The sequence below is a fragment of the uncultured Paraglaciecola sp. genome, from assembly GCF_943787955.1.
Taxonomy (GTDB): domain Bacteria; phylum Pseudomonadota; class Gammaproteobacteria; order Enterobacterales; family Alteromonadaceae; genus Paraglaciecola.
The window spans coordinates 20887-45456 of sequence record NZ_CALSOK010000017.1 but is presented as its reverse complement, the minus strand read 5'-3'; the positions used below and the strand labels follow the sequence as shown (position 1 = coordinate 45456).

General features: G+C 38.4%; 23 protein-coding genes. 20 read left to right on the top strand and 3 right to left on the bottom strand.

Translation table 11 applies throughout. The annotated features are described in order from the left end of the window. Positions 1–280 precede the first annotated feature (280 nt). The 16 genes from Q0Y52_RS15715 to purF all read left to right on the top strand — a co-directional run bounded on the left by Q0Y52_RS15715 (position 281) and on the right by purF (position 16268). On the top strand, positions 281–730 hold the full coding sequence (locus Q0Y52_RS15715) for a GNAT family N-acetyltransferase (protein ID WP_297823250.1): 450 nt from the start codon (positions 281–283) through the stop codon (positions 728–730). 84 nt (positions 731–814) lie between these two features. Continuing rightward, positions 815–1828, top strand: coding sequence for an extracellular solute-binding protein (locus tag Q0Y52_RS15710; protein WP_297823248.1), 1014 nt, complete (start codon positions 815–817; stop codon positions 1826–1828). Positions 1829–1871: 43 nt separating this feature from the next. Further along, a complete protein-coding gene (locus Q0Y52_RS15705; protein WP_297823246.1) occupies positions 1872–3536 on the top strand; it encodes an iron ABC transporter permease in 1665 nt (554 codons plus the stop codon). Positions 3537–3543: 7 nt separating this feature from the next. Continuing rightward, a complete protein-coding gene (locus tag Q0Y52_RS15700; protein ID WP_297823244.1) occupies positions 3544–4599 on the top strand; it encodes an ABC transporter ATP-binding protein in 1056 nt (351 codons plus the stop codon). Beyond that, positions 4596–5621, top strand: a complete 1026-nt coding sequence (locus Q0Y52_RS15695; RefSeq protein WP_297823242.1) for an NAD(P)-binding protein — start codon at positions 4596–4598, stop codon at positions 5619–5621. Before Q0Y52_RS15700 ends, Q0Y52_RS15695 begins: the two co-directional genes overlap by 4 nt. A gap of 6 nt (positions 5622–5627) precedes the next feature. Beyond that, positions 5628–6071: a TerB family tellurite resistance protein gene (locus Q0Y52_RS15690; protein WP_297823239.1), complete on the top strand. Its 444-nt coding sequence runs from the start codon at positions 5628–5630 to the stop codon at positions 6069–6071. Positions 6072–6644: 573 nt separating this feature from the next. Continuing rightward, positions 6645–6830 (top strand): hypothetical protein, encoded by a 186-nt coding sequence (locus Q0Y52_RS15685; RefSeq protein WP_297823237.1) that lies wholly within the window; start codon positions 6645–6647, stop codon positions 6828–6830. Between the two features lie 84 nt (positions 6831–6914). Continuing rightward, entirely contained in the window at positions 6915–8321 is a 1407-nt protein-coding gene (locus tag Q0Y52_RS15680; RefSeq protein ID WP_297823235.1) for a HAMP domain-containing sensor histidine kinase, read from the top strand. Continuing rightward, complete coding sequence (locus Q0Y52_RS15675) at positions 8318–8887, top strand: hypothetical protein (protein ID WP_297823233.1); 570 nt, start codon at positions 8318–8320, stop codon at positions 8885–8887. Before Q0Y52_RS15680 ends, Q0Y52_RS15675 begins: the two co-directional genes overlap by 4 nt. Then, positions 8884–10230, top strand: coding sequence for a sigma 54-interacting transcriptional regulator (locus Q0Y52_RS15670; RefSeq protein ID WP_297823231.1), 1347 nt, complete (start codon positions 8884–8886; stop codon positions 10228–10230). Before Q0Y52_RS15675 ends, Q0Y52_RS15670 begins: the two co-directional genes overlap by 4 nt. Before the next feature lie 114 nt (positions 10231–10344). Further along, positions 10345–11130, top strand: coding sequence for a tRNA pseudouridine(38-40) synthase TruA (gene truA / locus Q0Y52_RS15665; RefSeq protein ID WP_297823379.1), 786 nt, complete (start codon positions 10345–10347; stop codon positions 11128–11130). A 149-nt stretch (positions 11131–11279) separates the two neighbouring features. Continuing rightward, positions 11280–12128 (top strand): acetyl-CoA carboxylase, carboxyltransferase subunit beta, encoded by an 849-nt coding sequence (accD, locus tag Q0Y52_RS15660; RefSeq protein ID WP_297823229.1) that lies wholly within the window; start codon positions 11280–11282, stop codon positions 12126–12128. 3 nt (positions 12129–12131) lie between these two features. Then, positions 12132–13421 (top strand): bifunctional tetrahydrofolate synthase/dihydrofolate synthase, encoded by a 1290-nt coding sequence (folC, locus tag Q0Y52_RS15655; protein ID WP_297823228.1) that lies wholly within the window; start codon positions 12132–12134, stop codon positions 13419–13421. A 4-nt stretch (positions 13422–13425) separates the two neighbouring features. After that, positions 13426–14091, top strand: coding sequence for an SPOR domain-containing protein (locus tag Q0Y52_RS15650; RefSeq protein WP_297823226.1), 666 nt, complete (start codon positions 13426–13428; stop codon positions 14089–14091). Positions 14092–14248: 157 nt separating this feature from the next. After that, positions 14249–14737 carry a CvpA family protein gene (locus Q0Y52_RS15645; protein WP_297823204.1) on the top strand — a complete coding sequence of 163 codons (489 nt, stop codon included), beginning with the start codon at positions 14249–14251 and terminating at the stop codon, positions 14735–14737. Positions 14738–14750: 13 nt separating this feature from the next. Next, positions 14751–16268, top strand: a complete 1518-nt coding sequence (gene purF, locus Q0Y52_RS15640) for an amidophosphoribosyltransferase (RefSeq protein ID WP_297823202.1) — start codon at positions 14751–14753, stop codon at positions 16266–16268. A 68-nt stretch (positions 16269–16336) separates the two neighbouring features. Here the strand turns inward: purF and Q0Y52_RS15635 are convergent, their stop codons facing one another. From Q0Y52_RS15635 to Q0Y52_RS15625, 3 genes are all read right to left on the bottom strand, one after another. Then, positions 16337–16936 (bottom strand): Yip1 family protein, encoded by a 600-nt coding sequence (locus Q0Y52_RS15635; protein ID WP_297823200.1) that lies wholly within the window; start codon positions 16934–16936, stop codon positions 16337–16339. Positions 16937–17320: 384 nt separating this feature from the next. After that, positions 17321–18058, bottom strand: a complete 738-nt coding sequence (gene ubiG / locus Q0Y52_RS15630) for a bifunctional 2-polyprenyl-6-hydroxyphenol methylase/3-demethylubiquinol 3-O-methyltransferase UbiG (RefSeq protein ID WP_297823198.1) — start codon at positions 18056–18058, stop codon at positions 17321–17323. Beyond that, positions 18059–18475 carry a DUF3429 domain-containing protein gene (locus Q0Y52_RS15625; RefSeq protein WP_297823377.1) on the bottom strand — a complete coding sequence of 139 codons (417 nt, stop codon included), beginning with the start codon at positions 18473–18475 and terminating at the stop codon, positions 18059–18061. Between the two features lie 790 nt (positions 18476–19265). On the opposite strand from Q0Y52_RS15625, the gene Q0Y52_RS15620 reads away from it, so the two are divergent. The 4 genes from Q0Y52_RS15620 to Q0Y52_RS15605 all read left to right on the top strand — a co-directional run bounded on the left by Q0Y52_RS15620 (position 19266) and on the right by Q0Y52_RS15605 (position 24070). Then, a complete protein-coding gene (locus tag Q0Y52_RS15620) occupies positions 19266–21617 on the top strand; it encodes a tetratricopeptide repeat protein (RefSeq protein ID WP_297823196.1) in 2352 nt (783 codons plus the stop codon). A 98-nt stretch (positions 21618–21715) separates the two neighbouring features. Continuing rightward, positions 21716–22174 (top strand): hypothetical protein, encoded by a 459-nt coding sequence (locus tag Q0Y52_RS15615; RefSeq protein WP_297823194.1) that lies wholly within the window; start codon positions 21716–21718, stop codon positions 22172–22174. A gap of 300 nt (positions 22175–22474) precedes the next feature. Beyond that, a complete protein-coding gene (locus Q0Y52_RS15610; protein ID WP_297823192.1) occupies positions 22475–23152 on the top strand; it encodes a hypothetical protein in 678 nt (225 codons plus the stop codon). Between the two features lie 99 nt (positions 23153–23251). Beyond that, complete coding sequence (locus tag Q0Y52_RS15605) at positions 23252–24070, top strand: cache domain-containing protein (RefSeq protein WP_297823190.1); 819 nt, start codon at positions 23252–23254, stop codon at positions 24068–24070. Positions 24071–24570: the final 500 nt, after the last annotated feature.

The window sequence follows — 24570 nt, the reverse complement described above, 5'->3', positions numbered from 1 at the left end:
ATTTTCTGGAACACGATGTATCAGAGCTTGATTCAGAATTGGTCAGTATTGTGCTTTTTGCAGTGTTTCGGCCTGATGAACATATTTTGGTAATTAGGACAAAAGACTCTGGTAACGCTTAAAATAGTGTGGGGCTGAATTTTTAAATGTTATAAAAGTTATGAATGAGGAATTGTTTTTAATAAAAAAGTGGTGTGAACCTGTTGAATACACGAACAAAAGCCTCACGTTAGTGTTGTTTTAAATTTTAATTAAGCTGTGAAGAAAGGCGTGGATAAAGTTGGAAAAAATTAATATTAGGGTTGCCCAACATACTGATGTAACGTCATTGGTAAATTTTAATCAATTAATGGCATGGGAAACTGAGCAAAAAAAATTAGACGAAAACATATTGACTAAAGGTGTATCGGCCTTAATTTTAGATGAAAATAAAGGTTTTTATTTGGTAGCTGAACAAAATGACATAGTGGTTGGTAGTTTAATGGTGACCACCGAATGGAGTGATTGGCGTAATGGTGTTTTTTGGTGGGTGCAAAGTGTTTATATTACACCAGACTTCAGGCGCCAAGGTATTTATGCACAATTGTATGCCCAAGTTAAAACTTTAGCTGAGCAACAACACAATGTATGTGGGTTTAGGTTATACGTAGAAAAAGAAAACCTTATCGCCCAAAAAACCTATGAATCTTTAGGCATGCAACCAACACATTATTTCATGTATGAAGAATAATAAATCTTTGTTGAGAATAATTCTCAATTAGATTAAGATCTGTCTTCAATCTTTGCAATTGTCTGTAGAAAGGTGTAACAACTCTTGAAAAATATCATTTCCTGTATGCTTGTCATAACAACAATGTTGTCGCCATTAGTTGTGGCCGAGCAGGTGAATTTGTATTCAGCGCGCAAAGAAGCCTTGATAAAACCTTTATTGGATAAATTTACCCAGCAAACGGGTATTTCAGTGAATCTAGTTACAGGTAACGCGGACAACCTCATTACTCGTTTAAAGAGCGAGGGCAAATATAGCCCTGCAGATTTGCTATTAACAACAGATGTAGGTCGCTTATACCGCGCTAAACAGCAAGGGCTAACACAGGCTATATCGGTATCGGCTGCAATTGCAACGGTGCCAAATAATTTTCGTGACGAGCAGGGGCATTGGTTGGGTTTATCATTGCGCGCTCGGCCTATGATGGTCTCTGTAGATAAGGTTGATGCTCAATTAATAGCTAACTTAGAAGATTTAATTAGTGCTGAATGGAAAGGGAGAGTGTGTATTCGCAGTTCGAGTAATATTTATAATCAATCTATGGTGGCATCGCTAATTGTTCAGTTGGGTGAATCCGCAGCCCAGGAATGGGTTAACGGTCTCGTTAACAATTTTGCTCGTCATCCACAAGGTGGTGACCGAGATCAAATTAAAGGGTTAGCTGCAGGGCTCTGCGATGTTGCTATAGCTAACACTTATTATCTTGCAGGTATGTTGAGTTCTAAGGATGAAATAACCCAACAGCAAGCTAAAAAAGTAAAGGTTATTTGGCCAAATCAAGCTGGCCGTGGCACGCATATTAATATATCTGGCGTTTCTTTAGCCCAATATGCACCAAATAAAAACGCTGCATTAAAGTTAATCGATTTTTTACTCAGTAAAGAGTCGCAGCTATGGTATGCCACCACTAACCATGAATACCCTGTTTTACCTGATATTGCTTGGAGTGAACTACTTCAGTCATTTGGCACATTCAAAGCTGAACAAGTTGCCCTAGGTAAACTAGGTGAGTTAAATGCAGCAGCCGTTAAGATGATGGACCGTGCTGGGTGGAAGTAAGCATAAATATTCCTAAATTTTTCTTAATAAAATAAATCAGTTAATGAAACACATAAACCGTTTCTATAGCTGGTTCAACGTTTGGCTTGTAACCATCGCCTTAGGCTGCATTATACTTGCGGCACCACTTGGCCTAGTTTTTGTGAGTGTTTTTTTTCCTCAAACTGAAATATGGCAACATCTATCCTCAACCGTGTTATCTGATTATATTGTTAACTCTCTCATTTTGGCCTTTGGTGTTGGTTTCTTAGTCATCGTGATTGGCACTGTATTAGCTTGGTGTATTGCAAGGTATGAATTTGCAGGTCGAAAACAATTACAATGGTTGATATTGTTGCCAATGGCGATGCCAGCATACATTATTGCCTATACCTACACAGGTTTATTGGACTTTACGGGCCCAATCCAAACGTTATTAAGGGAAACATTCCATTGGCAATATGGTGATTATTTTTTCCCTGATATTCGCTCTTTGACTGGCGCCATTATTATGTTGTCCTTGGTGCTTTACCCCTACGTTTATTTGTTAGCTAGAACTGCTTTTAGTGAGCAACCATCTAGCCTTGAAGAAGTATCACGAAGCCTAGGCGTTCCCCCCAGTAAACACCTGTTTAAAGTGGTGTTACCTCTGGCTCGTCCTGCTATTTTAATGGGGGCGGCCTTAGCAATGATGGAAGCGTTTGCTGATTATGGCACGGTGCAATATTTTGGTTTGAGTACTTTTACTACTGGTATTTTTAGGACCTGGTTCGGTTTGGGTAATGGTATTGCAGCCGCACAATTAGCTGCTATGTTGACCAGTTTTGTGGTGCTGTTACTTATTCTTGAATATCTGTCTAGGCGCAAAATTCGCTATTATTTTCAAGGACAAAAAGCGCAGCAAGTCACAAGGCAAAAATTAACAGGTAGTCAAGCGTTTTGCGTGCCATTTGTATGTGTTATACCTGTATTTTTTGGTTTTATATTACCTGTTTTACAATTATTAAAATGGGCGTCAATCACATACTCCAAACAACTTACCAGTGAATTTTGGTTATTGTTATGGAATAGTTTTTATTTGGCAGCCATCGCATCCATAACAGCAGTGATATTGGCACTTCTTTTTGCTTATGGTAAACGTCTTAATCCCATTAAGCCGATTCAATTTCTAGTAGGCGTGGTTAATCTTGGATATGCAGTGCCCGGAACCGTTATCGCTATAGGTGCAGTGATTTCGCTAAGTTGGCTGGATATAAAAATAAATACGTTAACTGAGAATTGGTTCGACATAAGTGTTGGATTAGTCTTTTCAGGATCATTATTTGCTCTGATTTTGGTTTATAGTAGTCGTTTTTTAGCTGTTGCAATGCATAACATTGATACAGGTTTGTCTAGAGTTAAACCTAGTATGGATGATGCTGCACGTTCCTTAGGGTATAAACCTTTGCAGATCCTCAGAACCATTCATGTGCCATTAATGAAAACGAGCGTACTAAGTGCCTTATTGTTAGTATTTGTGGATGTGTTGAAAGAGCTTCCCGCTACTTTGATTTTAAGACCATTTAACTTCAATACATTGGCAGTCAGAGCATTTGAGCTTGCCTCAGACGAACGCTTAATGGACGCGTCATTACCTGCTTTAGCTATTGTCAGTGTTGGGATATCACCTGTTATTTTATTGACGTTGTTGATGGATAAATCTAGCCCACATAGCCCACATGACAATTAAGGAACTTATGTTAAGTCTCAATAATGTATCCGTTGCTTATCAAAAAAGTGAGGCCGTTAAAGACGTTACCTTTGAATTAGGCGTTGGACAAATAGGTTGTTTGCTAGGGCCTTCAGGATGTGGTAAGACATCGATTTTGCGAGCAGTGGCTGGATTTGAGAAGGTATCAGAAGGACAAATATGCTTACGTAAAAAGTTGGTGAGCTCTCTGTATAGTCACCTGGAACCTGAAAAACGCCGAGTGGCTGTGGTATTCCAAGATTATGCGTTGTTTCCTCATTTAACTGTGGCGCAAAATATAGCTTTTGGTTTGCATCATCAAAGCAGTGCAAAAAAGCGTCAAAGAGTAACTGAATTACTGATGTTAGTGGGATTATCTGGTTACGACAATAGATATCCTCATGCTCTATCAGGAGGCCAGCAACAGCGTGTTGCTTTAGCGAGAGCTTTAGCTGTAAAACCTGATTTATTGTTGTTAGACGAACCTTTTTCTAGTTTAGATTCAGAATTAAGAGATGAGCTAGCCAAAGAACTCCGAATAATTTTAAAACACGAAAATACCACCGCTCTTATGGTTACCCATGATCAACACGAAGCGTTTGCTATGGCTGATGTAATAGGTGTGATCGACGAAGGACGTTTATTGCAATGGACAGATGCTTACGCGCTTTATCATCGTCCTGCTAATCGTTTTGTGGCGTCGTTTGTTGGTGATGGGGTATTTTTGTCTGCAACAATTGATAACAACATTAGGTTAAATAGCAGTTTAGGCGTCTTCCCGATCAACCCTGATAGTGGATTTAAGCAAGGTGATAAGGTTGTATTTTTAGTTCGCCCAGACGACATCATTCATGATGATGAAAGTAAGACTTTAGCAAAAGTGGTGGATAGATCATTTAAAGGATCGCATATTATGTACCAACTAGAATTGCAATACGTTAGCCATCCTAGGGTATTGTGTTTGGCACTGAGTCATCATGATCACCAAATGAATGAGCTTATAGGCATCCGTTTAGACTTGGAACATCTTATTGTGTTTACAGATAACGGTGATGATGTATGAAAGTTGCAATTGTAGGAGCTGGAATTACGGGTTGTTTGTTGGCAAATTTTATCGAGTCAAAAAGTGTAGATGTCAGTATCTTTGAAAAGTCACGCGGCTGTGGAGGACGGGCTAGTACAAAACAAACCGATTGGGGACAGTGTGATTTAGGTGCCACTGTTATGCTTGCCCAAAAAGTTGGCTTTATAGATTTTATGCAAAGACTGAGTGATGAAGATATTGTGAGCCAATGGCCTAGGAAGATATTTGTCTCGAATCAAAATACGGACATTAAGCAGTCATTAGAAAACTTTGTCAGTAACAACAATCATTACGTTTTTAACAGCAAAATGAGCACTGCATGTCGACACTGGATAAAAAATGCTAACTTGCATACCAATAACTTAATTAGCCAAATTCGCTACATTTTTGGTAAAGGATGGCAACTTCAGTCAAATGGGCTTTGGCAGGCTGAATTATTTGATAAAGTAGTCTTAACTGCTCCTTGGCCGCAAACTAAGGTGTTAATTGAACAATCTGATTTATCCCTAAAGCTGCCTGACTTTTCGCAATCCTGGACAAGTTGTTGGTCGACTGCCTTTAAATTAGACCAATTGGTCGTCTCAGATGTTGATTTAGTTTACTTAGAAAACCAATCTATACATACTCTAGTTCGGGATTCAGGCAAACCATTACGACCTGAAGTATTTGATGCCAACACGGGAGGGGAAAGCGAAATATGGGTGGCTCAACTCACAAATAACTTATCAGATGACTTAGGCAAGGAGGGCAAAGACAAAGCGATATCTATTGCCACTAAGGGACTTTGCGAATTGTTCAATTTACCTGATAAGTCAGTTTTGAATACTTATGCGCATTACTGGCGTTATGCAAGACCTCGCGTGGGGCAAAAGCCGTTAGGCATATTGAATCAACACGAGTATGGATTATATGCTGGGGGCGATTGGAGTTTTGGTACCTCTATAGAGTCAGCTTATGAAGCAGCTTTAGCCCTCAGTCAATCAATAATAATGGGAAAGTGAGGTAGTATGATTGCCAATATCCAAGAGTGGTTCAAACGTTATTTAGAAATCGAGGAAAATGATAGTCAGCATACAATCGAATTGGCGACAGCAGTGCTGTTATATGAAGTCATGCGAGCCGACCATAAGTTTGAAAAACTAGAGCAAGATAGTTATCGCAAGCAACTTCAGACACATTTTTCTTTGAGTGGGACCGAGCTTGAAACTCTTTGCCATTTGAGTCAATCCAAAGCAGACGGAGCAGCAGACTACCAACAGTTTACAAGAGTCATAAATGCTATTTATGGCGCAGACGAGAAAAGAGCTGTTCTTGATTCGTTATGGTCAATTGCCTATGCTGATCATGAACTCAGTCCTGATGAAGATTACACCATAAGAAAAATAGCCGATTTACTTTACATACCACATAGCCAATTTATTCAAAGCAAGTTGTCAATCAAGCCTGATTAAGCTGGTTTATCTACCTCCTATTTTCAATAAACGTGTATGGTTTTTATTGGTGTCTTAAATAAAAGACACTTTAACTATATGATTTAAAATACATATCTTTAAATTTCGCTACTAGTGTCTCAAATTTAAGACATATTATTTAATAGATATTGTAGGTCCTTTTCATAAATCCAATTGGTTTTTTTAACTCATTAAAATATATATAAAATAAACTATTGGCACGAACCATGTAATGGGCTAATCAGTCATCACATTCAACCTGGCTGGTTTCTCAGGTAGCAGCCATGGCCAGTGGGTGTGGTGAAGGGTAGTGGTGAATGGCGGGTCTTGTTATTGGTTACGATGGCGTTTGCATCTAATAGCACCATTATTCTTGATGCGAATATAAATTTATATCACTGCTGGCATAGATGCCTTTTTTAATAAGATTCGACAATTTGTTCATAGTGTTATCAGATTTTATTTAGCAAAGGATGAAAGTGATGTGAAAAGGTCCGATTACATTGCTTCGTTTGTGTCGTTGTCTCATTTTTCCAGTTCTTAATATCAAAATTAGCATGGGCTAATATTGATTTGATAGAAAAGCTTGATATGGATCAAAATGGTCAAATAACAATTAAGGGAGCTATTGGAAACCTTGCTATTATTGCCTCATTCTGGGAAATAGATATAGATAGCAACAGATATATCAGTTCAATTGAACTTGATAAGATGAAAGTGACACTGACGAAAGAAAAGAATATTAGGCAGTCTCATTAAAGATTAAATGGTAAAAATCGGCTTGTTCAAACTTTTTTATTACGCTTGGGCCACGATTAATCAAAAATATAAATGGGATTTTCCATGCAACTAGGCTCTCTACGGCAATTAACACTTATTAGTTTTGTCGTTGTTCTGGTGCCTTTGGCCTTGCTGGTCGGCTATAGCCAAATAAAGTTAAGTGAAATTGGTCAAATTGCCACGAATGAGGCTGAATATTCTGTCAACACTGTTAGACGAGTCAGTAAAATGGAAAGTTTGTCTGTTGATATTGAGCGACTAGTTCGCCAATACCATATTGTGAAGAAGGATGCGCTTAAACCTTTGATTGAAAAATCAACACAGCGGTTTATTGATTACCAAATACCGGTTTGTGAACAGCTTTTGGGAAAAAGAAACTGTAACAGTTTAATTGAGCGTATTAATTGGATTAACCAATATTCAGGTACTGAAGATCAATTGTTGTTGGATGCGCAATTAGCTGAATTTAAACAAAACTTATATGACTTAGCTGCACAAGTTGATCTCAGTCTTGACAAGAGGATCCAAGATCAACAGTTTTATGTGAGTTCGGTCCAGCAAACACAATTTTGGTTAACCGCCTGTTTGTTAGGTGCTTCATTTTTATTAATTATGTTTGGTTCTAAGGCAATATTAAAACCTGTCACTAGGCTTGAACGCATCATTACCGCTATGTCTAGACAGGAAGATACCTTACCGGTAATTGCCACTTCTGGTCCAAAAGAGTTAATTGTATTAGAGCAGAAATTATACCGATTAGCAGGCCGCTTAATTCAATTAGAAAATTTACGTCATGCTTTATTGCGTCACGCATCCCATGAGTTAAAAACCCCCCTAGCAAGTATTAAAGAAGGTTGTTCATTATTGACAGAGCAAGTTGTAGGACCTTTGAATGCTGATCAGAAAGAGGTGTTATCACTGTTGAATAGCAGCACAGACAGGTTAAATTTACTTATCGTACAGCTGCTTGATTACAATTTGTTACTTCAACAAGCTAAACCCGTATTTTCGAGGATCAACACCGAAATATTTATTGAGGAATTTGTGACTGAAAACAGTTTGGCTATTAAACAACATGATAACCAAATAGATATGAAAATAGAATTATCTACAATTTTTGCTGACCAGAAGTTGTTTAGAAGAATTTTGGATAATTTGGTGTCAAACGCCATTGCCCATGGTAGTAAAGGCAGCCCCATTATTATAAGTCTCTATCAGAAAAATAATATGCAGGTACTGGATTTCGCCAATAGTGGTAAAAAAATTGCTGTTGAGCAACGTCATGTCCTATTTCAGCCTTTTAGCCGGGGTGAGGGCGTGCGAAATGATAGAGTAACAGGCTCAGGACTTGGATTATCTATAGTCGCCGATTGTGCCAGAATGATGTTTGGAAAAGCCGAAATGGTAGAAGTGGATTATGCAGATGTATGTATTCGTGTAAAGATCCCAAATAAAGAAGCGAGTATATGAAATCAAAATTATTAGTCGTATTCAGCAGCTTAATTGTTTTTAACAGTTGTGAGTTACCGAAGTCTTTTAAAACATCCAAAACCAGCCATGAAGTACTAAAAAGTGAACCTGCTTGTGTTTGGAATAATGCTTCACAAGAGAATTTTTGTGAAATTGAATATTGGTTAAGGTTTTGGTATGAGATAGAAGGTATCGCATGGCTCGAACGTAAAAAGCAAATAGATACATTATCTGAACAAGATGATGATGTATTGAAAAAAATATTGCTTAGCCAAGGTAAAAGTACACCATATCAAGATCGTTTGCGAGCACAAGGTTGGGTTGAGTCAATTTTACCAAAATTAAGTCAACATATGCGCCGTTTTATTTTAATAGCACTCTATCAGCCTAGTCAGGACCTTTTAGAACGGGAGTCTGCGTTAGTGACGTTGAGTAAAATTAATACTCAACAATCGTTTAAGATTAAAGAGCAACAAATATTATTAAAAAAACAACAAAGTCAAATTGACCAGTTGCTCAATATAGAAACATCTATCATCCAAGGTATCGAAAAGGATAAACAATGAGTCAATCGAATATATCAGAATCTAATGTTTTGTTGGTTGATGATGATGAAAGTTTATTATGCTTAATGGCTATTAGGCTTAAAGGAGAAGGTTATAATGTGCAAAGTGCTGGCGGTGGAAAAGAAGCATTAAGGTTAATTAACACCCAAAATTTTGACGTGGTATTAAGTGATTTACGCATGTCGGGATTAGACGGCTTAAGCCTTTTTGAAGAGATAATTGGGCTTGGAAAAGATGTGCCTGTTATTTTGATGACCGCCCACGGAACTATTCAAGATGCTGTTGATGCGACCCAAAGAGGTGTGTTTGGTTTTTTGACTAAACCAATAGATCATGATGACTTGCGTAGTTTGATGAAAAAAGCGGTGAGTCAAAGCCAAGGTGCTCAAAAAGGACAGTGGTGCGAAAAAATCATTACCCGTTCGATGCAAATGGAACAATTACTTGATCAAGCTTATCGTGTCGCCAAGCGCGACTTTAGCGTATTAATCAGTGGAGCAAGTGGCACCGGTAAAGAACTGTTGGCCAGTGCTATTCATAAAGCCAGTAAAAGAGTCGATAAAGCTTTTGTAGCGATTAACTGTGGTGCTTTACCTGAAAACTTGCTCGAATCTGAGCTTTTTGGCCATGCTAAAGGTTCTTTTACTGGCGCGGTCAATGAACATAAAGGACTGTTTAGAGAAGCAGATGGAGGCACTTTATTCTTAGACGAGATTGGTGATATGCCAATCCCTCTTCAAGTTAAGTTACTTAGAGCGCTTCAAGAACAAACAATTCGCCCAGTGGGTAGTAGTAAACAAATCCCAATTGATGTGAGGGTTATATCTGCGACCCATAAAAACCTTAATAAAGAAATGCAGAAGGGTAATTTCAGAGAAGATTTGTATTATCGACTTAATGTAGTGAATATTACTTTACCTACTTTAAGAGAACGTTCTGAAGACATTCCTCTGTTGGCTCGACACTTGTTAAAAACAAGCGTAAAAAGGCATCAGGTTAAGGTTAATAGATTTTCTGATGATGCAATGCAATTACTCACCACTTTTTTGTGGCCAGGAAATGTTCGGCAGCTTGTTAACGTAGTTGAACAATGTGTTGCTTTAACTCACACACCTATTATTGCTTCGCATTTAGTTGAACAAGCTTTATCTACTTCAGAGCAAAAATGGCCAACCTTGACTGAAGCAAGGGATGCCTTTGAGCAGAAGTATTTATTGAAGTTGCTTAAAATAACCGATGGTAATGTTACAAGGGCGGCAGAATTAGCCGGTAGAAATCGTACAGATATGCATAAGTTGATGAAAAAACATGATCTTCACTCGATTGATTTTAAGCGAGTCTGAATGACCAGTTCAATTCAAATAGTTCACTTTAATAAGGTTTGACTAAAAACCACTGTTATTTACTTATAAGTTCCTTACAATACTGCGAATTTTTTGAATAATAAAAGTGGACTGATGCGATTAGCTCTAGGCATTGAATATAACGGTGCACCCTACCATGGTTGGCAGCGCCAACAAACTGTGGCTAGTGTGCAACAGCACGTTGAAGAAGCGTTAACTACTATAGCCAACGAACCTATCAAAGCAGTCTGCGCAGGACGAACTGACGCAGGGGTTCATGCTACTTGCCAAGTGGTACATTTTGATACTAATATTCAGCGCCCCGACCGCGCTTGGACTATTGGTCTTAATCGCTTTTTACCTGACTCGATTGCAATAAAATGGGTGAAAAATACGGATGAGGAGTTTCATGCTCGTTTTTCTGCTACTGCACGACGTTACCGATATGTCATTTATAATCATCGCCTACGCAACAGCATACTGCCTAGGGGTGTAACACATATACATAATGAGTTGGATCATGAGTTGATGCATCAAGCAGCTCAACATTTGTTAGGCCGTCATGATTTTAGTGCGTTTAGAGCTGTGGACTGTCAGGCTAATACGCCTGTGCGACGGATGAGTCATATCAATGTGAGCCGATTTGGTGATTACATTATGATTGATTTAACAGCGAACGCATTTCTTCATCATATGGTACGTAATATTACAGGCTCTCTATTGACGATTGGTAAAAAAGAAAAACCCACAACTTGGATGAAGACGTTGTTAGAAGGTAAAGACCGAACTAAAGCCGCATCAACTGCAAAGCCTAATGGCTTATACTTGGTACATGTCACTTACCCCGAAATTTTTAATTTACCAATTACACCTTTTGGGCCATTATTTTTACCTGATTGATACTTCTAAGACCAGTTTTATATTCTTGATGTATGCTTGATGTGATTTAATAGAGGTTCTTCGGCCCATAGGGCTTTAAATGGGTGCTAAATTAACCGTTAAATATTGTCAATTTGTTAAGTTTACCAAATTACATAACAGGATTTGATATGAGTTGGATTGAAAAAATACTACCACGCACTAAATCATTGACAAAAAGCAATGTACCAGAAGGAATTTGGACTAAATGCGGTGAATGTGCAGCAGTACTATATAAAACAGAGTTAGAAAAGCAGTTAGGTGTATGCCCTAAATGTGACCATCATATGCGTATTAACGCTCGTTCGCGAATTAATCACTTTTTAGACCAAGGTGACAGGGTAGAGTTGGGTGCCGAACTAGAGCCGCAAGATTTGCTTAAGTTTAAAGATTCAAAGAAATATAAAGACAGATTAAGCAGTGCACAAAAAAACACAAATGAAAAAGATGCAATCGTTATTATGCAGGGTAAACTGAATGGTATGCCCGTTGTTGTGGCTGCATTTGAATTTGCCTTTATGGGCGGGTCGATGGCATCAGTCGTCGGGGCTAGATTTGTGAAAGCGGTGAATGCTTGTTTGGAACACGATATGCCACTTATTTGTTTTTCAACGAGTGGAGGCGCACGAATGCAAGAGGCACTTTTGTCTTTAATGCAGATGGCTAAAACAAGTGCTGCATTAGCAAAAATGAGCGAAAAAGGACTGCCATATATTTCAGTATTGACTGATCCTACTATGGGCGGTGTATCTGCGAGTTTAGCTATGTTGGGTGATGTGAATGTAGCAGAGCCCAAAGCTTTGATCGGGTTTGCAGGCCCAAGAGTGATTGAACAAACTGTACGTGAAACATTGCCTGCAGGGTTTCAACGAAGTGAATTTTTGTTAGAAAAAGGCGCTATTGATATTATCGTTGACCGTCGTAATATGCGTGATAAGTTATATAGTTTATTGTCAAAACTGCATCATCAACATCACTGATTAATGTCTCATATCTCCCCCCCCCAAGTCTCTGAAAAAGAGGCTTGGTCATTAGACCAGTGGTTGACTTACCTGGAGCAGGTTCACCCAAACAATATTGAGCTTGGACTAGAGCGTGTTGCCGAAGTTTTTTGCAATTTACAGCTCGATATCAGCCAACAAACCGTTATTAGTGTTGCCGGTACTAATGGTAAGGGCACTACCTGTGCCTTTATCGAACAAGCCCTATTGACGTCAAAACATTCAGTTGCTGTATTTAGCTCCCCACATATTCTAGATTATCGTGAGCGTTTAAGAGTCGAGGGAGCCATGTTGACTGAAAAAGCGCACTGTCAGGCGTTTTTGAAAGTTGATAAAGCACGAGGCGATACTTTATTAACCTACTTTGAATTTGGTACATTAGCGGCACTGCAGTTAATGGCTGATTCCAAAGCAGATTATTTATTGTTAGAAGTGGGTCTAGGTGGGCGTTTAGATGCGGTGAACATTGTAGATGCCACTATAGCTGTGATAACCAGTATTGATCTAGACCATCAGGATTGGCTTGGTGATACTAAAGAATTAATTGCTATTGAAAAGGCGGGTATTTTTAGAGCCAATATCCCAGCAGTCATTGGTGAGCCTTATCCCCCAACGTCACTGGTTGATGCGGCCTTAAGCTACCAGGTTAAACCTTTATGGCAAGGCAATGATTATCACTATCAAATCGATGCCCAAGGATTTCATTGGCAAGGTGTTAATCGTTGTTATGATCATTTGCCAGTACCCAATATTCCAGTCCAAAATGCCTCAACAGCTTTGCAAGTAATTGAAGTATTAGGATTACGGCTAGATAATAAACAGATGGCACATGTTATTAAGCAAACCAGTTTGCCTGGAAGACGTCAGGTTATTCACATTGAACCCACAGTTATTTTAGATGTAGCACATAACCCACAAGCCACTAGTTTATTAGCCTTTGATATTAATAATATGAATTATAAACGGGTTATTGCAGTTGTGGGCATGTTAGCTGATAAAGATATTAAAGCAACACTTGCCCCAATGTTGTCTGTTGTATCAATTTGGCATTGCGCTACTTTAGATGTTCCTAGAGGGGCGCAGTCAAGTAGACTCGTTTCTGCTGTATTCAGCACAAAGCAAAAAGTGTTAGTATACGAGTCAGTCGAAGTCGCATATAAATGTGCTTTAGAAAAAGCTGAAAAGGATGATCTCGTGGTCGTTTTTGGATCTTTTTTTACTATTACAAATATATTGAAAATGGCATCGTTAACCCCTCACGAAAAGGTGTAAAAAAGTGTCGTCCGCATTACAAAATCGATTGGTGGGAACCGCTATGGTTGTTGCCATTGTGGTGATCTTTTTACCTGACTTATTAGATGGGAAACAAGAATCAAAGCGTAACTTATTTGTTGAATTGCCTCAAAAACCACCCATGAAGACGGTTCAATCCCCTTCTGCATTTGACACTGATGGGGTAAAAGAAGCAGCGACACGCAAATTCGAAATTATTTCTGAGCAGGCAATAGATGATAATTTAATTCCTAACTTAGAGGCTGAAAACCAATCTGAAAGTCGAGCTGTAGATGTGCAAGTCCCTGATGTATATTTAAAAAGTGAGTCTTTGTCGGTGGTGCAAACAACAGAAAAAACTAAGCCAAAAGTTAGTAGTTTACAGCAGCAAACTGTGGTGGGACAGGATGTTGAAAGACTATTGGATAGTGCAGGTTGGGTAGTACAACTAGGTAGCTTTCGCCATCAGAAGAATGTAAAAGACTTATTAAATCGTTTAGAGAAAGCTGGCTATCGTGCTTTTAGTCGGCCTGTGAAAACCAATTCAGGGACTTTAACGAAAGTTTTTGTTGGTCCTGATTTGCAAAAAAGTAACTTAGAAGATGCACTTTCCCATCTAAAAGAACTAACAAAATTACAGGGCAGGGTGACACCATTTACTGTTCAATAGTTTGTCGGCTTAAAGGTCCTCAGTTATTTTATTTTGTTAGAAAATTATCAGGATTTTCGCAATTCATTTTGGTAGAATGCGCGCGAATTTAATTCTGTGGTGTTAAAATGCTATTTTATCTTAATATCTCATCATTTAAGCGGTAAAAACGAATCTTATGAACTGGATTGACTATGCCATATTAGGCGTGATTTTACTTTCCGCAGTTATCAGTATAATTAGGGGCTTTGTAAAAGAAGCTATCTCCTTGGCCATTTGGTTTAGTGCGTTTTTTATTGCTAGCCAGTTCTATGCCGATCTTGCTACTTACCTCACTAAATTTGATGATCTGATGATCCGCAATGGTGTGTCTATTGCTATTTTATTTGTAGCTACTTTAGTGATCGGTGGTTTGATTAATTATTTGATTTCTCAGTTAGTTCAGTTCACCGGACTGACAGGTACAGATCGCGCATTAGGGCTTGTTTTTGGTGCTTTGCGAGGTATTTTAATTGTCAGTGCGTTGTTATTTTTCTTAGATACTTTTACTCCTGTGTCTTCATCAGCATGGTGGGGCACTTCAGTCCTTATTCCAGAGTTTAGCTTAATCATTGAGTGGTTTTTTGAATATTTCCAAAACAACTCAAGTTTTATAAAGCCAGTTTAAAAAGGTAAATAGCATGTGTGGTATTGTTGGAATCGTGGGTAAAAGCTCAGTTAATCAAGCTTTGTATGATGCCTTGACAGTCCTCCAGCATAGGGGCCAAGATGCAGCTGGTATCGTCACTGTAGATGACGGTGTGATCCACCTCAGGAAAGATAATGGCTTGGTTAGAGATGTGTTTCATACTCGTCATATGAAAAGATTAACGGGCCAATTTGGCATTGGGCACGTTCGTTATCCCACTGCTGGCAGTTCGAGTTCAGCAGAAGCACAGCCTTTTTATGTCAACTCTCCATTTGGTATTGCTTTCGCTCACAACGGTAATCTAACTAACGCACATGAGCTGAAAGATGAAGTAGCTAAGGTGGCGAAAAGACATATCAACACCACATCAGATTCAGAGTTGTTATTAAATATTATTGCTCATGAACTGCAAAACTGTGAAGGCTTAAATCTTACACCTGAAGAAATATTTAATGCTGTTTCCAAAGTACATCTAAAGATCCGAGGTGCATACGCAGTTGTTGCTGCTATTATTGGCCACGGAATGTTGGCATTCAGAGACCCTTTTGGTATTCGTCCGTTGTCTTTAGGTAAACGAAAAACCGAATTTGGTGATGAATACATGGTGGCCTCTGAAAGTGTTGCACTTGACGCGGTTGGCTTTACCTTTATTCGTGATGTGGCACCTGGCGAAGCTATATATGTGACTGAATCAGGCGAATTGCATACTCAGCAATGTGCTCATCAACCTATTAGTGCTCCCTGTATTTTTGAATTTGTTTATTTTGCTCGGCCAGATTCGTTTATTGACGGTATTTCTGTTTATGCGTCTAGGGTAAATATGGGTCGTAAACTTGGACAAAAAATTGCTAAAGACTGGTCTCATTTAGATATTGATGTTGTTATTCCTATTCCAGAAACGTCTACCGATGTTGCACTTCAAATTGCCCTTGAATTAGATAAACCTTATCGCCAAGGATTTGTTAAAAATCGTTATATTGGCCGCACGTTTATTATGCCAGGACAAACCATGCGCCGTAAGTCGGTTCGTCGTAAATTAAATGCTATCCCTTCAGAATTTAAAGATAAGAGGGTGCTTTTGGTTGATGATTCTATCGTGCGAGGTACTACATCAGAGCAAATTATTGAGATGGCACGCGAGTCTGGGGCCAAGAAAGTTTATTTTGCCTCTGCAGCACCTGAAATTCGTTTTCCTAATGTATATGGTATTGATATGCCATCAGCTAATGAGTTAATCGCATATGGTCGTGAGATAGAACAGATCAATGATTTGATCCGTGCGGATGGTTTGATTTTCCAAGACCTCAATGATTTGGTGGATGCGGTTAGTGAGTTGAACCCTGAAATTAAGCGCTTTGAAACTTCAGTATTTGATGGAAATTACATTACTGGTGACGTGGATAATGCGTATTTACAGCGTATCGATAATATGCGAAATGAAGAATCAAAAAACGAAGGTTTGCAAACAGAACTAAGTAATTTAGAAATGCACAATATGAGTCAAGATTAAGTCACATGTGTTCATCAAAAAAGCCACATTTCAGCAAAATGTGGCTTTTAAGAGAGCTGAAAATCGTTTCAACCTACGTAAACAGGTCCCATTCCCAGACTCCACAAAATAACCGAAGTTGCCATTAATATCGCAAGCAATACCAGACCACAAGTGACCACTGAGCTGGCGTAAATAAAACCTTTACCCTCTGGAATATGCATCAAAATCGGCGTGCCTGCGTAGAGTAAATACACCGAGTAGGTCAAGCCAACCAAACCAATAAGCATCACAAACCATAACACTGGAAAGAAAGCTGCAAGGCCTACCATAAATAAAGGCGTGGCAGTATAAGCTGCTAGCTCAAGTGATTGTGTATAGGTTGGGGTTGCATCGAATGCTTTGGCTAGCTCATGTATTAATATCGCTAAGGCAATTACACCCGTCATTAAACCAAAATACATCCCAATACTCATTAGCCTGGCACTATTAGACGTTAATTTAATAATGTCACCAACACCAATACTCCAACCCAAATGCGCAGCAGAATAATAACTCATCAAAACAGGTATTAAGGAAATAATAGCGATATGACTCAAACTGTAAAAATAGCTCTCATTACGTTCGTCAATTACATGCCACTCTTCTTTTGGATGGGTATATAGTCCCCACAGGTGATTTAAAATCATGCACTCAGTCTCTTATATTGTTAAAATCTCAATACGTTTTGTTAATTAAAATAAAACATATTATTAACAATTATTGTCTGTGAGTAGACCTTAAGCGTCAACCTTTTTATTTTTTTCTATGAGATTTAATTGATATTTATCAAAGGTTAACTTGGTTTGTTGAACACTATTAGTGACTAACAGGTTTCTATTAGGTTTTTAAAAACAAGCGGTGATAAATGCTCTGAGGTAACCAAAGAGTGGTTTTGGTTTATATTTCTAATCATAGTTGAGTGGACAAGATATGTTTGACTATGTGAAAAATGTAAATTGTCTTACATATTTTGATACTGTAATTAAATAAACTTTAAATTGTGCCAGCAGACTTTAAATACAGATCATCATTTAGTCACAGTTCATGTGTGCCATTAACATATAGTTTACCCAAGTGGGTTTGATTAATTTCATACTGCGTTTAATCGGGTTAACGGCAATTCCTGTGGTGGCTGTTAATTCAAAACCATCGGCATTTAATATAGGTATTAACTCAGATGGCTTAACCAACTTATTATAATGATGTGTGCCCTTAGGCAATAAACCAGTTACATATTCTGCACCAATAATAGCAATAACGAAGGCTAACCAATTGCGATTAATGGAGGCTATAAATTGTGTGCCTTGAGGTTTTACTAAGGCATTACAGCCTAGAATAAAACTATTGACATCCACTACATGTTCTACCACCTCCATATTGAACACAATGTCAAATTGTTGTTTGGTTTCAACCATTTGTTCAACACTGATTAACTGATAGTCAATTTGAAGGCCACTGTGCTTTGCATGTGCTTTAGCCACCTTTATATTTTTCTCAACAACGTCTATTGCCGTGACAATAGCCCCTTGCCTCGCTAAGGATTCGCTTAATATGCCCCCGCCACAACCGATGTCTAGCACTTTCATACTAGCTAACGGACGCTCCTTATTGTTTTGCGTTTTAAGTTGCGCCAATATCCACTTAATTCTTAATGCATTAAGCTTATGTAAAGGCCAGAAGGGTCCGTCTAAATCCCACCATGTATCCGCCAGTTTTTCGTAATAGGCTACTTCTTTAGGATCAATCTTAACCGACTGCAGGTTTGCCATTTATGCGACTCCAAATAAATAACTAGTTATCATACTTAGGCTGGCAATAATTGTTAGGAATGTGCGCAACCTACGATAGGTATGAGGGAGGGTAGGAATTAAAGAACTAAATTGTTCAATCCCCCAGATAAGTATGTATAAACATGCACCTGTAACTAACCATTGATTAGGCATGAGTAAAAACACAAAAAACGCAGTCAAAAATAAAAGATTACTTAATACAACCCTCCAGAATTTGGCATTTTGCATATCAGTTGTTGGCCACCAAGCACCGCATAAAAATGTGAAAATACCAAATGAGTAGAGGGTGAGGAAGTCTATAAACAAGGCATTATCGGTTAGTACGATAGATAAACTAGCCAAGCTAATGAAGGGTATTAAACCAGCATAGCCAAGAAATTTTACGACAGTCGGCATCAAACAAGTCCTATACGTGTCAATTTTAAGTCAATAAAATGGCGAAAACTAATACCTGTTTTTAAGAAGCATGATGGTAAAAAGATCAACTTTGCACAGTACTCTATGACACCTAGTAACGTATCAGTTATGTGTACCTTGGTTAGTGGAGCGATTTTGTACAAAAAACATGTGTATATACGTGAGATCGTTCAGCTTGGATGTGACTAAGTACGCAATAGTTTCTTGCTTAGCGTGTTTTAATTAGGCTGAACTCGATGTATGGACTCCACCACTCTAGTCCAGATAAAAGGGTATCTACCAAGACCAAAGGAGTCCATATACGGGTAAGACGTGCCGCAATCCTAGACCATTCAATAGCATGGCAGTAAAAATATGACCATAACCCACTTACCTGCGCTGTGAGGTCCTTAGCGCTTTATGGATGATAGCGGTTATGTCAATTTCCTGACAAACCCGGCAACTAAAGCAAGATGATCTAACTTTTTAGTCTATAAACCGCTGATGACATGAGAATTCACTCGCAAAATTGAGTAATAGATCAAGAAGGTTGATCGCCGTCAATTTGTTTTTTAAAACACATGTTTAAGTGATCAAATTCCGCCTGTATCAGTTGATAAGCGATTGATTTATTGTCTCTAAATTATGTGTGGAATGTTTGGTGAACATATAAAAGTATTGTCTCACTATGGAATCATTTCAAACTTAGAAGGAAATAGACATTTCCGAGTTAGTAAATATTGATAATTTTAATGACATTATTATCGAGTCCTCTCTAAGAGAAGGCTTTATGTTGGGTGACATATTAGTGTTTCCCAATAAAAGTGTAATCGTAAAACTTAATCAACACCATCATGTTAGTGGCAAAGCAATGGAAGTACTTTTTGTCTTAAGTTGTTGTTCTGGCAGAGTCGTAAGTCGTAAGGCATTGCTAGAGTATGTATGGGGAGATAAAAAAGGTGCTAGCTCAAAACTCAGTCCAATAATGACTGAGTTACGCCATTTGCTCGATGACAAAAAGGACTGCCCCAGATTCATCCAAACATTACCCCGCAAAGGTTATAGAGTAATTGTGATGACGTTGCCTCTTGATGAAACTCGTTTATCTGCTGACGTGCTCAAAACGGCTGTAAGTTTTGATCAAACATCCCAGGCTACAACCACTGCTAAGCTTCTTGGCGGGATAAATTATTGGCGTGAAACTCGCTTGTTTAAAATTGCCGGAACCTACATTGTAATGGCTTGGGTATTAATGCAAGTGGTTACTTTAACATTGCCCGTTGTCGATGCGGCCAAATGGTTTGATAAACTTGCGCTCCTTACACTGATTATTGGATTCCCTTTAGTATTAATATATAACTGGTGGACAGAGTGTAAACTTCGCCAAAATTTTAATCGAAAACACAACAATCTTTTCACTCATCCAAAGCTTACTAAACACGCCTATCGAGATCTAACCTATATAACAATTTCGACTGCTTTTAGCCTAGTACTTGCTATTTTGTTGGGTAATCAAGTCTATGATGCAGCTACACAAGTTAATGATAAAGTTGTAAAACAGGAAATAAGCGCCAAATTTTATTCTAATGCTGTTGCTGTCATGCCATTTAAGCAACTTGGTGACCAGGCTGCAGATTATGCTGTGGGGTTGTTACAATCCGAAATGCTGACTTTTTTATCACAATTTTCGCAATTGAGAGTCATTTCTGAAAGAGTGTTAGCGTCCTTACCTTTAGATAGTTCACTTGGTAAAATTCGTGATTGGACTGGCGCAAAATATGTACTAGAAGGGGTTGTTAACGTACAAGGTGCCCAAGTGCACATCATGACAACGTTAATTGATAGCCAAAGTGGTCTCCAAGTATGGGCGAATAAAAGCACTGTACCAAGCTCTGATCAACTCACTTTATATGAAGGCATCTCCCATCAAGTATTTAATGCATTAAATTTTTTAATGCCACATGAAGAATCATCTAAATTTCAGTTTAAACCCACTAACAATATCCATGCTTATGACTTTTACGTTAGAGCCAAAGGGGCGTTTAAAGACGCCTATAATGAAACCAAGTTTCTGGAAGTAGAGCAATTATTTTTAAAAGCTCTGGAAAGGGACCGCAATTTTGAACTGGCGCAGGCTGGATTGTGCCAGACGTATCTGGAACAATACAGTTTAAATATGGGAGCTCAGATTTTTGACTTGGCGCGTCAGGCATGCCAGAAAGTAAACAATCAGAGTAATGTTAAAGCTGAATCAGAGCTGGCATTGGGTAGACTATACTTTGAATCAGGTAAATACTCATTAGCGAAAGAGCACTTCACTAAAGCGTTGGAATTGAAACCGAATAATAGTTTGGGTTTGATTGGATTAGCACAATCATTTACTCGTTTGGGACGGTCTAAACAAGGTGAACACTATTATTTAAAAGCAATACTAGCTGAACCTGGTTATTGGAAATACTACGAAAAGTATGGTTTTTTCTTGTTTGATTCTGGTCGTTATTTTGAGGCGAGTCTGCAGTTCAACAAGCAAAGTGTATTGCAACCTAATAGTGAAGAAGCTTTTAATAATTTAGCTGCTGCATATTATTTGAACACAGAGTTTAACAAAGCCACACAAAATTGGCGTAAAGCACTGAGTATAAAATCTAGTGCTAACATATATAGTAACCTGGGTACTTCACTATTTTTCGCTAGTCAGTTCACACAAGCGGTTGAGATGTATCAACAAGCCGTTAATCTTAGTCCAAATAATTATATCTTTAGAGGCAATTTAGCTGATGCGCTCAAGTACGCTGGTGATCAGCAAGTTACGGCGCGACAGCAGTATAAAGCTGCACTCAATCTCGCTCGGAAAAATGCAACTATTAATGCAAACGATCAAACAGTTAAATCAAATATCGCACGTTATCACTCGGAATTGGATAACTGTCAGGCAGCCATCAAACAATCTGAACAACTTGTGCTTGAACAGCCTGATGATCCCTATATCTATTACGATTTAGCTTTGGTAGCAAATAACTGCTCAAGTGACAGTGATGTTCTCTTGTACTTAAATAAGACATTAACATTGGGGTATCCCAACAAGTTATTAAGAAAAGATCACCAATTTAAAAAGTTTCAAGAGCAAATTTTACAATGGTAAAGCAGTCCCCAAGGATTAGCGTAGGGGGAAGACAAAAAGTAGTCTAAAGAAGGCAATATATCTATTGCTAAAACTGTGATTAAAAAGGAAATAAGTACATGAAAATATTAAATACTATTAATTTAAGGGTTTTGCTGGCTGCGCTGTTTGTCAGTTTGCTAAGTTTCAACGCTGTCAGTGCCGATGAATTTAAGAAAAATAATCAAGAGTTACTTATTCAAGTAGACAGTACGGGTTGTGCTTCTTATGTTGAATTAATGTCTCCTGAGGATAATTGTGTGGGAAGTAATTTGGCAAGTAGCTGTGGAAAGAACGGTAAAGACTGCGTCTGTATAACGAATCAAAAATTTATTACTTGGACAATCAGCAATGATTCCCGTTTTGAATTAAAGTTTAATGGTCTAGAACCATTTAAAAATAAATGTAGTTTGAAATCTAAAAACAAACAAGAAATTAAATGCCAAATTGACACCGCTGATGGTGAATTTGTTTACGATGTGGTTGTCGAAACTTGCCCGGATCAGATTTATGATCCTCGTATTGTTGTGAGAAATTAAGTATTTAACCCAAGTACTCTTCTGTTAATTAGATATGTTTACAACAATATATTGGATGCTTGATTCAGCCCATCGGTTTCATGTGATATGGCGGTGAACTGATGTTGAAAATGGCCAAGCTTTAATTGGAAACTACTCCTTTATACCTTGGCTAAACATTCTTGGTTGCCTGTTTTACCATAGTATTAGTCAATAAAATATTGTCGATAAGACACTGATATTGTGTAAATTTTGTGAGGGCAATTATGGTAAACTACAACATCTAAATTTTATTTATACACATATTCATTAGGCAGTATTATGATCCCATGGATCCAACTTGGAACCGCACAAATTCCCAATAACGGGGGCGAATTAAAGTTTACTCAGCGTGGCGATGAATTTTCCATTCGTTTATCAGGTATTCGCGGTGAACTCATGAATAGCCGTTTGTATAATTCAGAGAAAGAGTTAGCTGAACTGGGGTGTGCGCATGTTAAATCAGCGAACAATGCTCAGGTATTAGTGGGGGGGTTAGGTATGGGGTATACATTGGCTGCAGCACTCAAAGCAGTCACTTTAAACTCTCAAGTCACAGTGGCTGAACTGATACCTGAAGTTGTGGTGTGGAATCAAGGGCCTCTTGGTAACTGTGCAAATAATCCTCTACAAGACCCTCGCACTAAGGTACATATTGGCGACGTAAGAGAGCTACTAAATATTAGACAGCCCACCTTCGATGCTATTTTATTGGATGTTGATAATGGCCCTGAGGGTTTGACTCAAAAAGGCAATAATAGTATTTATTCACTGCAAGGCTTAGACAATGTATACAAAACCCTTCGACCGAAGGGGATGTTAGCCATATGGTCAGCTGGTCCTGATGAGCAGTTCACGGTACGCCTAAAAAAGGCTGGATTTAAGGCTGATTCGTGTGTTGTGCGGGCACGTCCAGGAAAAGGCAGTCGGCATACTATATTTTTGGCTCGCAAACCCTAGTTCAGCTTATGCTGATTACAAGGTTATGGGTTACTTTGAGGAAATTTTTTTAACTAATACCCAAACATTCTGAAATATAAACTAGAGGATAGGTTATACATGTCTACACCCTTTTTGTTGAAAAATACAAACAAATTAATGGGCGCAGGTTTACTGGTTATTGTTTGTTTGGTGGTCTTATTTAGTTATGTTTGGTCACAAGCCAAAGCCGCTGATGAAAGGTTACTTGAGCAGCAGTTTAGTCTTTCACTTGTAAGCCTTAGTCAAAAAATCGATGCCCGTATTGCCAGTATGAAATTGATCGCAAAAACAGTGGCCAGTGATACCCACATCCAGAATTGGGTAGCGTCTGGATTTGCCGCTCATCAAGAGTCTGTATTGATTAATAAACTTGGGTTTTTAGTGAAGGAATACGGGCTTACTAGCGCGTCGTTTGCTGATAAAAACACTCACAAGTACTGGAATCACGAAGGTTTCTTAAGAGTGTTGCATCCTGAAACTGACGCTTGGTATTTTGCATATTTGGCCAGTGGCGAGTCAGATTTAGTCAGTGTTTACCACGATAAAAACAAACACCGTGTAGATGTCTATGTGAACTATCAACAGCCCAATGGCAATGGATTATCTGGCATCGCCACCTCATTTGATGGGGTGTTGGATATGTTAAATAACTCACTATTTGCCAAACATGGTGACATATATTTAGTGGATAGTTTAGGCAAGATCCAAGTCACTGCAGAAGAGGATATTGCAGGTGTTCAAAGCTTGCATGATATGTTTTCCCATGAAATGATTACTAGCCTATTACAACCAAATTCCACGGCGGTAATTAAAAGTAATCAGCTTGCAGACAGTTGGCTTGGGGCTAGTTATATTCCCAATATGAATTGGTATGTGGTGGTGAAGGTAACTAAATAAGATTAAAAAACTCTGGATACAAGTCGCTTGATTCATACCAATTTTGTTTGTAATCAATAAAGTATTGGGCTCGATTCGTAGTGTTTTCATATCCCTATTCCGATGTGTAAACATTAAGATAGCCAGTTATCAATGCAATCTATTTCTGATACTTTGGTCTACAGGCTTAAATAATGTTTAACCGCTATCATTGAAAATTATTAGCCGCTATTAATTAATTCTTTTTTGTGACCCTCTACAAAATTGGATAGATACAGCTGCCAAAAAATAAAAACGGTCTTCATTGCTTATTAACCAATGTAATGGTGAGCTGAAACCCTATGTCAGCGGACTTAAAATAATTTGCTGATCCGCTGAAGCCGAAAGAAACTGGTTTATAGTTCGCCTTCCACTCCTTTATTCACAGACATGTCGAAAATGTTACAAACAATAGACCTATTGTTATGCTGTGCTAATTAGATGCGTGATAACATTAAGATAATGTTTTTATCTTCTTTCTC

Excerpts from the sequence above, each read along its gene's own strand:
- Q0Y52_RS15705 (WP_297823246.1), top strand. The coding sequence starts at position 1,872 with ATGAAACACATAAACCGTTTCTATAGCTGGTTCAACGTTTGGCTTGTA.
- Q0Y52_RS15700 (WP_297823244.1), top strand. The coding sequence starts at position 3,544 with ATGTTAAGTCTCAATAATGTATCCGTTGCTTATCAAAAAAGTGAGGCC.
- Q0Y52_RS15695 (WP_297823242.1), top strand. The coding sequence starts at position 4,596 with ATGAAAGTTGCAATTGTAGGAGCTGGAATTACGGGTTGTTTGTTGGCA.
- Q0Y52_RS15690 (WP_297823239.1), top strand. The coding sequence starts at position 5,628 with ATGATTGCCAATATCCAAGAGTGGTTCAAACGTTATTTAGAAATCGAG.
- Q0Y52_RS15680 (WP_297823235.1), top strand. The coding sequence starts at position 6,915 with ATGCAACTAGGCTCTCTACGGCAATTAACACTTATTAGTTTTGTCGTT.
- Q0Y52_RS15675 (WP_297823233.1), top strand. The coding sequence starts at position 8,318 with ATGAAATCAAAATTATTAGTCGTATTCAGCAGCTTAATTGTTTTTAAC.
- Q0Y52_RS15670 (WP_297823231.1), top strand. The coding sequence starts at position 8,884 with ATGAGTCAATCGAATATATCAGAATCTAATGTTTTGTTGGTTGATGAT.
- truA (WP_297823379.1), top strand. The coding sequence starts at position 10,345 with ATGCGATTAGCTCTAGGCATTGAATATAACGGTGCACCCTACCATGGT.
- accD (WP_297823229.1), top strand. The coding sequence starts at position 11,280 with ATGAGTTGGATTGAAAAAATACTACCACGCACTAAATCATTGACAAAA.
- folC (WP_297823228.1), top strand. The coding sequence starts at position 12,132 with ATGTCTCATATCTCCCCCCCCCAAGTCTCTGAAAAAGAGGCTTGGTCA.
- Q0Y52_RS15645 (WP_297823204.1), top strand. The coding sequence starts at position 14,249 with ATGAACTGGATTGACTATGCCATATTAGGCGTGATTTTACTTTCCGCA.
- purF (WP_297823202.1), top strand. The coding sequence starts at position 14,751 with ATGTGTGGTATTGTTGGAATCGTGGGTAAAAGCTCAGTTAATCAAGCT.
- Q0Y52_RS15635 (WP_297823200.1), bottom strand. The coding sequence starts at position 16,936 with ATGATTTTAAATCACCTGTGGGGACTATATACCCATCCAAAAGAAGAG.
- ubiG (WP_297823198.1), bottom strand. The coding sequence starts at position 18,058 with ATGGCAAACCTGCAGTCGGTTAAGATTGATCCTAAAGAAGTAGCCTAT.
- Q0Y52_RS15625 (WP_297823377.1), bottom strand. The coding sequence starts at position 18,475 with ATGCCGACTGTCGTAAAATTTCTTGGCTATGCTGGTTTAATACCCTTC.
- Q0Y52_RS15620 (WP_297823196.1), top strand. The coding sequence starts at position 19,266 with ATGTTGGGTGACATATTAGTGTTTCCCAATAAAAGTGTAATCGTAAAA.
- Q0Y52_RS15615 (WP_297823194.1), top strand. The coding sequence starts at position 21,716 with ATGAAAATATTAAATACTATTAATTTAAGGGTTTTGCTGGCTGCGCTG.
- Q0Y52_RS15610 (WP_297823192.1), top strand. The coding sequence starts at position 22,475 with ATGATCCCATGGATCCAACTTGGAACCGCACAAATTCCCAATAACGGG.
- Q0Y52_RS15605 (WP_297823190.1), top strand. The coding sequence starts at position 23,252 with ATGTCTACACCCTTTTTGTTGAAAAATACAAACAAATTAATGGGCGCA.